The organism is Bullifex sp., from assembly GCF_034103065.1.
GTDB lineage: Bacteria > Spirochaetota > Spirochaetia > Sphaerochaetales > Sphaerochaetaceae > Bullifex.
The window spans coordinates 1-9,072 of sequence record NZ_JAXEGN010000172.1 but is presented as its reverse complement, the minus strand read 5'-3'; the positions used below and the strand labels follow the sequence as shown (position 1 = coordinate 9,072).

The 9,072-nt window shown below is 32.7% G+C and carries 7 protein-coding genes; 1 reads left to right on the top strand and 6 read right to left on the bottom strand.

The genetic code is table 11. From position 1 onward, the window contains the following. From SOY52_RS06760 to SOY52_RS06750, 3 genes are all read right to left on the bottom strand, one after another. Positions 1-581, bottom strand: a 581-nt coding sequence (locus SOY52_RS06760) for a hypothetical protein (RefSeq protein ID WP_320848200.1), incomplete at its 3' end; no start/stop codon positions are given. Positions 582-685: 104 nt separating this feature from the next. After that, entirely contained in the window at positions 686-2,629 is a 1,944-nt protein-coding gene (locus tag SOY52_RS06755) for an ABC transporter substrate-binding protein (RefSeq protein WP_320848199.1), read from the bottom strand. Between the two features lie 265 nt (positions 2,630-2,894). Further along, complete coding sequence (locus tag SOY52_RS06750; protein ID WP_320848198.1) at positions 2,895-4,796, bottom strand: extracellular solute-binding protein; 1,902 nt, start codon at positions 4,794-4,796, stop codon at positions 2,895-2,897. A gap of 219 nt (positions 4,797-5,015) precedes the next feature. On the opposite strand from SOY52_RS06750, the gene SOY52_RS06745 reads away from it, so the two are divergent. Continuing rightward, positions 5,016-5,696, top strand: a complete 681-nt coding sequence (locus SOY52_RS06745) for a lysoplasmalogenase family protein (protein WP_320848197.1) — start codon at positions 5,016-5,018, stop codon at positions 5,694-5,696. 51 nt (positions 5,697-5,747) lie between these two features. Here the strand turns inward: SOY52_RS06745 and SOY52_RS06740 are convergent, their stop codons facing one another. The 3 genes from SOY52_RS06740 to SOY52_RS06730 all read right to left on the bottom strand — a co-directional run bounded on the left by SOY52_RS06740 (position 5,748) and on the right by SOY52_RS06730 (position 8,754). Then, on the bottom strand, positions 5,748-6,830 hold the full coding sequence (locus SOY52_RS06740) for an ABC transporter permease (protein WP_320848196.1): 1,083 nt from the start codon (positions 6,828-6,830) through the stop codon (positions 5,748-5,750). 14 nt (positions 6,831-6,844) lie between these two features. Further along, positions 6,845-8,326: a sugar ABC transporter ATP-binding protein gene (locus SOY52_RS06735; protein ID WP_320848195.1), complete on the bottom strand. Its 1,482-nt coding sequence runs from the start codon at positions 8,324-8,326 to the stop codon at positions 6,845-6,847. A gap of 74 nt (positions 8,327-8,400) precedes the next feature. Further along, the gene (locus tag SOY52_RS06730) at positions 8,401-8,754 is read right to left on the bottom strand and encodes a hypothetical protein (RefSeq protein ID WP_320848194.1); all 354 of its coding nucleotides are present in this window, start codon (positions 8,752-8,754) and stop codon (positions 8,401-8,403) included. Positions 8,755-9,072: the final 318 nt, after the last annotated feature.

Below are 9,072 nucleotides of genomic sequence, written 5' to 3'. Positions count from 1 at the left end.
AGATTAGAATCTGTTTCTAAAAATCTTAAAACATTGAAATATCTATTTTTTTCATCTCTTGTCCTACTATTAAAGATTATGCGACCTTCTCTTGATACTACATAGTTATCACTCATTGAATTAAAAGAGGTAATTGAAAGTAAATCTAAAATAGAATCATTCCTAAAGGTAATAGCTATTGCTTCATATTTAAATCCATCATAGTTATATGCATTAGTTTTTATAGAATATAAGGTTAAGTTCTCAGAACCAGGTAAGGATACATCACAGACTATATCCTGTTCTTCTTTAATTAATTTAACTAAATTAGAACCAAGATCGTAACGGATGATATGTCCTTTTATATCCATCATATCGCCGTTGCGAGAAACAAAGTAAAAGTTGTCAAAACCTATACTCTGTTGCCATTTCTCTATTAAATCTTTTATTAATATTTCATCATTTGCATTCTCATTAAAAAAACTTAATTCTGTTAAAAAGATATGTAATGAATTTAAATAGCTTTGGTTTAATGTACTTATTTGGTTACCAAGGTTTGAATAAATTTCATAAAGATGCACTGAGCTTTCATCAAATATCATTTGCTTTGTGTATTGAGAATACACTATAAAAGCGTACGAAATAGAAAACACAATCAATAAAATAATTAATAAAAAACTCAGCTTTTTCTTCATCTATCTCTTCTTTATTCAATCGTTAAGTAGTTGTTTGGCTTTTCAAACTTAACATTGTTTTTAGCAAGCTCAATTATCATCTTCCAAATCATAGTATTAATTGACTTTTTCTTTGCCTGCATTCCTTCACTTAATGGAGTTCCACAGAAAGTATAATCATTAAGCACTCCAAAGTTTCCACAAAGTAATACCTTGTAAACTTTTTCTTTATCTAAATCAGAACCAAGATATGTGTAGCTATCATCTTGGTTATCCTTTATTTTGTAGCTAAAGCCAGAAGTTACTGGAATGAAATTTCTATGCCTAATTGGATTATTACCATTTTTTCTTAAATCAATTAATTCACTCATTAAGGAATCAACCTCTTCTCCTGTTAACTCAAAGTAAACAGTAGTAGATCTTCCATTAACAAGTCTTCTTAACTGTAATTCTGTATAAGGACCCTCGAATACAGGAGAAATTGATAACCCAGTGATAGCAATTCCAATATCAAAATTAATTGAATTATCTAAAGAATTATCATAGATAGGAGTTAGCTTTTCTGGATCTAGCGAAACATTTTTAACTATTGTATTTAATATTGAGCTTTCTGCCATATTACCATTTTCAGTTAAGCCATAAGGATAAGAAACATCAGATGTATAAATAATATTTGCTGTATTACTCTTTTTAGCACTCTTTAAGGTGCTATCAAAGGCATCATATGCTTCTTCAGGTGTTTTATAATCACCTTTGATAATTCCTTGTACTACATTTTTGGTAGTTGTAAAGAAAGTAGTTGAAGCAATACGCATATAGATGTGATTTGCTTTTACTGTATCAGCAATAGGATCGAAAACTGAAGAAAGATTTGGGGAGCTTGAAATAGTATAGCTAAGCATTGGAGCACCATATGCAGTATTTAATTGTCCCTCTAATGATAACATTTCTTCTAAAATATCCATTACTACTTCATACTTTCGACTATCAGTTGCAACTTTCTTATTAACCGCATACTGAGCAATAGGATATGAATATACCCATGAGTCACGAGGAGTTTCGCCAAAGAATGGAAGGAATGCTACATCCATAGTTTTACTAAAATTAAAGCAATCAGAACCGGTACCTCTAATCATTACAGTTTCTTTATTTATAAACTTATTTGTAATATCTTTAGTAGAGAATTCTAAATCAGATTCATCAACATCTGTTGCCTCAAAGAATTTAAACAGGTTTTCAAATACTGGTAACCAAACCTCTCTATCAAGTCCAACAGCTTCTCCAGCCTTTTCACTTTCATACTTTTGTCTCCAAGCAACACCATCAACAGACATTAACTGAGGGATATTTGAGCCCTGTGAAATTGTCAAACATGAATAGTCATATGCATAGTCTGTAATAAATGGGGTTAATCCATTTTCTTTAAGTATATTGATACAATTTAATAATTCATCAAATGTAGTTGGTAGACTTAAATTTAAGTTATCTAAGAATTCTTTATTGACAATTATTCCTTCAAGCTCTGCACAAGTTGGGAGCCAACGTATAGAACCATCCTCATCTCTATTTTGTTCAAGATATGATGGATGGAAGGTTGCGGCAACCTCAGTGCGGCTTAAGTCTAATAACTCTTTTTTTAAATACTTTGCATCATTTAAAGAAAACTTACGCATTCCAATGATATCAGGAAGAGCGTCATGGTCCTTCAAGAAGTTAAAATATTCAATATCATTAATTGCAGAAACAATTTCAAATTCAACATCTGGGAATTTAGCTTCAAGCTGAGGTGTTAAAGCTTTAAGAGGGGCAACATCCCAAAAATAGATTGAAACCTTTATTTTTTCATTCTTAGCATCTGCAGTATTTACTACAGGTGACACAACCTCGTTTGGCTGTGTAGCTTTTTCCTTGCCTTGACAAGAAAAAAGTAAAAATAAAGATAAAATAATAGTTACGAAGAAAAATAGTTTTTTCATCGTCCCCCCATAATTAAAAAATAAACAAATAAAAAAATATCCCTTTAATTAGAAACATTTTAAGTATATTGCAAATGGTTCTTTATCGCAATATTGGAATTTAAGATTTCATTTTTTGATACTGACATTTTTCAACTAATACTTAAAAAAAATAATACTTATCAAAAAAATCACAATCTTACGTCATATCAGAGTCAAGGATGCCATAGATATTATAATTAAGCCTAATTTGTACTTTTCTTTATCTAAAATATACTATAGCTTTTTAATACCCCTTAACTATTGTTAAATAATTTGTTGGTTCAAGTAGTTGCTTTGTTTTTTCTAAGGCTTGAGTAATACACTCATAGTTAGTGTAGTTATCTACATATTGATCTTGTCTCTTTTGCTTTAAATCTTCAGGCATTGGACAATTGCAAAATTGCTCATGCTCAAGGTAGGTATCAGCACCGACTAGTAAAACAGAGTACTCTTTATCATCTATAAGCTCTTCACCATTAACCGTAATATTATCTAATCTAAATTTACCTTTTTCATACTCAGTAACAGTGTATTCAAGACCACTTGTAATTGGCATTTGATTACGATGTCTAATAGGATTTGAACCATCCTCCTTGACATTTACAAGCCATTCTAAGATTCTTCTAATTTCACTACCTGTGTAAATTCCACGATATGCATCATTTTTATATGTCATTATCCATTTAATCTGTTGCATAGTGTAATCACCTGCAAAGATTGGAGAACTAACAACACTTGCATAACCAATAGCTATTTGATCATCATTAGCAACTCTTAGAGTATTCATCAAAGAAGACCCTGCTTGAGTTCCATGATCTGTAAACTCATTTGAATATGCATTCTTTTGAGTAAACAAAACTTGAGAAGCTTCAGGATTTTTATAAGCTGTAATTTGAGCGTTAAAATCCTCATATGCTTCTTTAGCATTCTCCTCACCCTTAAGCATTTTTTGTCCAACATTTAATGAGACAGCAAAGATTTCTGTTGAAGCTAAACGCAAATATAAGTGATTTGAATCGATACAATCTTGAGCATATCTAAGAGTAGGAGTTGTCTTAACACTTACTTCTTTATTATATGAAAGTACGGTTGAGCCCGCAGCAGCTGCTTTTTGTCCCTCCTCACTAAAGATTGCATGTAAAATTTCTAAAACAGCCTTCTGCTTAGCTTCATCCTTTTCAACTTCTTTTGATACAGCAACCTGACAAATTGGATAAGTTAACAACCAATTATCATTTTTTGTTTGACCAAAATAAGGTAAGACTATGCACTCAAAATTAGAGCTTGAAATACTTTCAGCAACAGAGACAGTGTTACGTATCATCGCAATTTCACCATTTAAAAATAACGGATAAACACCATTAAAATTTAATTCCTCATCTCCTGATCTGAAGTGAATGTCCTTTATAAACTGCTCGAAGTTCTCAAATACCTTTGGCCACACAACGCTATCAAGCCCAACTTGGAGATCATCGCTTTCACTTTCATAATCCATTCTCCACTTAGTGCCCTCTAAGCTCATTAATTCCGGGATAGCACTACCCTGCATAATTTCAAGGCAGGTATAATCGTATCTCCAATCGGTTAGAAAACCTCTAATACCCTCAGCTTCAAAGGCATCAATTGCAGATACAAATTCACTATAATTTGTTGGAATAGGAATATTATACTTATCAAATAAAGTTTTGTTTGCAAGTATACAATCTACTTCTGCACACATTGGAAGCCATTTGATTGTACCATTTTGCTCTCTATTTAATTCTAAATAGCTACTATAAAAAGAACTTGCAACCTCAGAAGTACTCAAATCCATTAAATATGGAGATAAAAGCTTTGCATCATTTAAGGAAAAACGACGGCATGTAATAATATCAGGAAGGGCCTCTTGACGTGATAAAATATCGTTATAGTAATCCATAGTGTTAAAACTTTGGACAAAAGTAAATTCAATATTAGGGAATTTAGCTTCAAGCCAAGGAGTAAATTCCTTAAACATTGATCTATCCCACATATACATTGAAATAGATATTTTATCTTTTTTTTCTTCATTATTTGTGTTTGTATTACTTATCTTATTACAGCTAGAAACAAGTAAAATAACAACACTAAGTATGATAGCAAAAGGAAATAACTTTCTTTTTTTCATATGGCCCCGTTTTAATCAATTGTCAATGATATATCATATTTTTGAGAAAATATATATCAACTCATTATAATTATTCGCTAAAGAATTTTTCTGTTTTTCATACGTCATATCATACGAAACGTCTTTTGAAATAAAACTGTGAAAAAAAATAAAAAAAAGTATAACGTTTTTTCTTCATGAAGTAAGTAACTCAATGTATATTTTATATAGGAGGGTTACATGGTAATAAGTTTGCTAATAATCATACTTGGCTTAGTATTACAATCATTATTCATCCAAAGTGAAATTGATGGAAAAATGAAGGCAGCTGTTGTATTAAAAGGAACAGCTTCATTTATGTTTGTTCTCTTAGGTGGTTATTTACTATCATCAAAGGTAACTATGTTTGGGGATTTTATTTTCAAGGGACTTATCTTCGGAATGATTGGAGATATCCTTCTTAATTTAAGATATTTAGTTCCTAAGCAGAAAGCTTTATCAGTATTTGGACTTGGAGTTCTTTCATTTACAATCGGCCATGCTTTTTACTTTTCAGCAATTGTCGATTTAGGAGGTACAGGAATTTTCCTTTGGACTCTACTGCTGGCAATTATAATCTCAATTGCAATAATGTTATTGATAAAAAAACATCTTCCAATTGATAAGAAATATGTAAGAGTATTTTGCTATATCTATATTGCAATAGTTGTTGTAATGTTCTCTTCTGCATTATCACTTGTTATTACAAAGGGAGCTAGTATTAAAAACTTAAGCTTCTTAGTAGGAGCTTTCCTCTTCCTATTAAGTGATATCTTTACTGTTTATTTTAGTTTTTCTGATGCATCTAATACACAGAAAGCATTAAATCTATATACCTATTACCTAGCTCAAATACTGATTGCTCTTACTCTAGCTTTATAACTAATAAGGTATAAAAAATTTGCTCTACCACAGCAGTGATAGAGCAATTTTTTATTCTTCTGAAAGAGATAATCTTCTTCGTTTAGCGGTCTTAATACTTTCCTTAATAACAGGACCAGCTGTTTGAATTAAGATTACTACGATGAGTACTAAGCCTTGGAATGTATCTTGAATATCAACAGAGAGTGATGGAATTGATACAATAATGAAGTTGATTGTTGTATATGATAGAGCACCAAATAATACTCCTAAAAGCTTTCCTCTACCACCTGACATGCTAATACCACCTAGTACTACAGCTGCAATTGCATACATTTCGTAGCTTTGACCAGAAGAAGCAGGAGTAATATTACCAATCTTACAAGCCTGAAGGATTGAAGCAACTCCTACTAAAATACCTGTTATTACAAATACTGCAATTTTTACAAATGTTGTATTGATACCAGAAAGGTGAGCACTCTTTTCATTTGAACCAACTGCATAAACACTCTTACCAAACTTGGTCTTTTTACTGATTATTACAAAAAGTATAACCATCAATAAGAATACAAATGTAATGTATGGAACGGAAAATCCACCAAGTTGTAATTTACCAGTACCGAACTGCATTCTTAAGAAGTTATATTTGCTATTTTGTCTTAGCATTGCAAACTGGCTTGAATTTGAGCCTGAAATTGAGCTATCGATAGTTCTTACAACTGATAGTGTTAGTGATCTGTAAATTAACATTGTACCTAATGTAACGATAAAAGGAGGCATCTTTGCTAAACCTACTAATAAACCGTTAATTAAACCACAAGCACCAACAACTAACAAAGCAACTAATACCATGACTAAAATTGAGTCTGTCATGTTAAAGGCAACTATGGTTGCACTAGTTGTTAATACAAGAGAAGAACCAATAGAAAGATCAATTTGACCTGTAATAATTACAAGAGCCATGCCTAAAGCCATAGTTCCTACAATACATGTATTTTGTGAACCTAATATAGCAGCAATATGGCTCCACTTGAAAGTATTTCCATTTGCAGAAATTGCAATGGCATATACGATCATAATGATGAACATTACAAATATAAATGAGTAGTGAGACCACATTCTGCCCACTGAGCTTTTTAACTTTTTACCATCCATTTTTCCACTCCTTTTTACCTAGCACCAGTTGAATATGCCATTACAACTTGTTCATTTACATCTTTGTGATCAAGGATTGTAGCAATTTGACCTTCATAGAAAACTACACAGCGGTCAGCAACCTTTTGAACCTCTGGTATTTCAAGGGTATTGATTATTACTGTCTGACCTTGCTTAGCAAATTCAAGAATTAATCGATATATTTCACTCTTAGCACCAACATCAACACCTTGTGTAGGGTTATCAAATAGTAAAACCTCAGCACCAGTATTAAGCCAACGAGCTAAAAATACCTTTTGCTGGTTACCACCTGAGAGAGAAGCAATTCCAAGAGAGCTTTCTGGTGCTTTAATCTTTAGTTTATCTTTTTGATATTGGTACTTTTCCTCTTCCTTCTTGAAATTAATTAGCTGTCTCTTCTTTGATAATACATGCTCAGCTGTACAGAAATTTTCTAATATTGAAAGATCTGGAATAACAGAGTTTTCTTTTCTGTTAGCAGGAAGCATAGAAATCTTATGTTTCATAAAGGAACCAATCTTACCAGTTACTCTTTGATTATTAACTTCAATATAACCACCTTCAATTGGTAATACACCAAACATTGTCTGCATTAGCTCACTAGCACCTGAGCCTGCAAGACCAGTGAAGGCTAATATCTCTCCACGTCTAACACTAAGGTTTATCTTAGAAAATCCATGGCCAGAGAAATTATGAAGCTTTAATATTTCTTCACCAAGAGGGCGTTCCTCATAGAAGTCAGCATCAACATAGTTAACACCAACCATGTCTGAGGTTAGCTTTTGAGCATCAACATCCTTAATGTAGCCAGAAGAGATGTATTGACCATTTCTAAATACTGTATATCTATCTGCAATTGCAAATATTTCAGGCATTTTGTGAGAAATAAAGATAAAAGATTTCCCTTCACTCTTTAGCTTTCTCAAAATAGAAAATAGATGTTCTACTTCGTCTGTAGATAAAGCTGTTGTAGGTTCATCTAAAATTAAAAGCTTAGCATCTGAATAGAGCGCTTTACATATTTCTAGGAGCTGTTTTTCACTAGTCTTAAGCTCAGAAACCATTTGATTAGGATTCATATCTACGCCAAGACTTTCAAAAAGCTCACGAGTCTTTCTAACTTGTTCTTTATCATCTATTAGACCAAACTTATTCTTTATTTCCTTTGTTAAGAAAATATTATCGGCAACAGTTAAGTCGTTGATGACATTTAATTCCTGATGTACAAAGGCAATTCCTGCCTTCTCCATCTCTTTAATTGTTGGAGCACTATACTCCTTACCTAAAAAAACAATTTTTCCACTATCTGCAGTTAAAACACCTGTTAAGATATTCATTAGTGTTGATTTTCCTGCACCATTTTCTCCTAGGAGAGCGTGGACTTCCCCTTCCTCCATATCAAAATGGACGTCTGAGAGAGCTTTTGAACCTCCAAAAGCTTTGGAGATGTGCTTCATCTCTAGAATCTTTGCCATTACAAATACTCCTTTGAATTAAGACAATACGGATGTGCAACAGCACATCCGTATATCACCCTGCAAAGTATATCTTAGTGACCTAAGAATCCTTCATACTGGTTAACGTTCTGGCGATCAACGATCCAAACTGGTTCTGTATCAATATCGCCATTCTTATATGACCAGTTACCATTGAGGTAATCAACCATCTTGTCGATAACACTCTTCATCATTGATGGGCTGAAGTAAACACTCATCATATCATCGAAGTACTTGTCAGCAATCTTAGCCTGAGCAGACTTACCACTCATTACATCATAAAGCTCCTGCATACCACCAATAGCTGAGATGTAAACATTAAGCTTCTCATACTTTGCCTTTGTAGCAGCTGAGAGTGATGAACCTTCGAGAAGGTTAAGCATACCAAAAGTCATTTCATCATCCATTGAATAGATGTAGAGATTTGTATCTGCCTTTGCAACAATTTCATCAATCTTCTGTTCGAGGTAGTCATAAGCACCATCTGCAGACCAGTTACATACTACTGAATATGTGTTGAATACTGGATCAAGCTGAGCATCAGTCCAAATTTCACTTGTCTTATAGCTCTTACCTGTAGCCTTATCTGTATACTCGATTTCACCCTTTAAGAACTGTCTGAAACCTTCTTCTCTGTACTTACTATACTAAGAGTGTAAATCAGACAGGGAGGTGAAAATAATCCGAATAACAGTTACCATATCAAAGGAGTAAAAAAGATATGG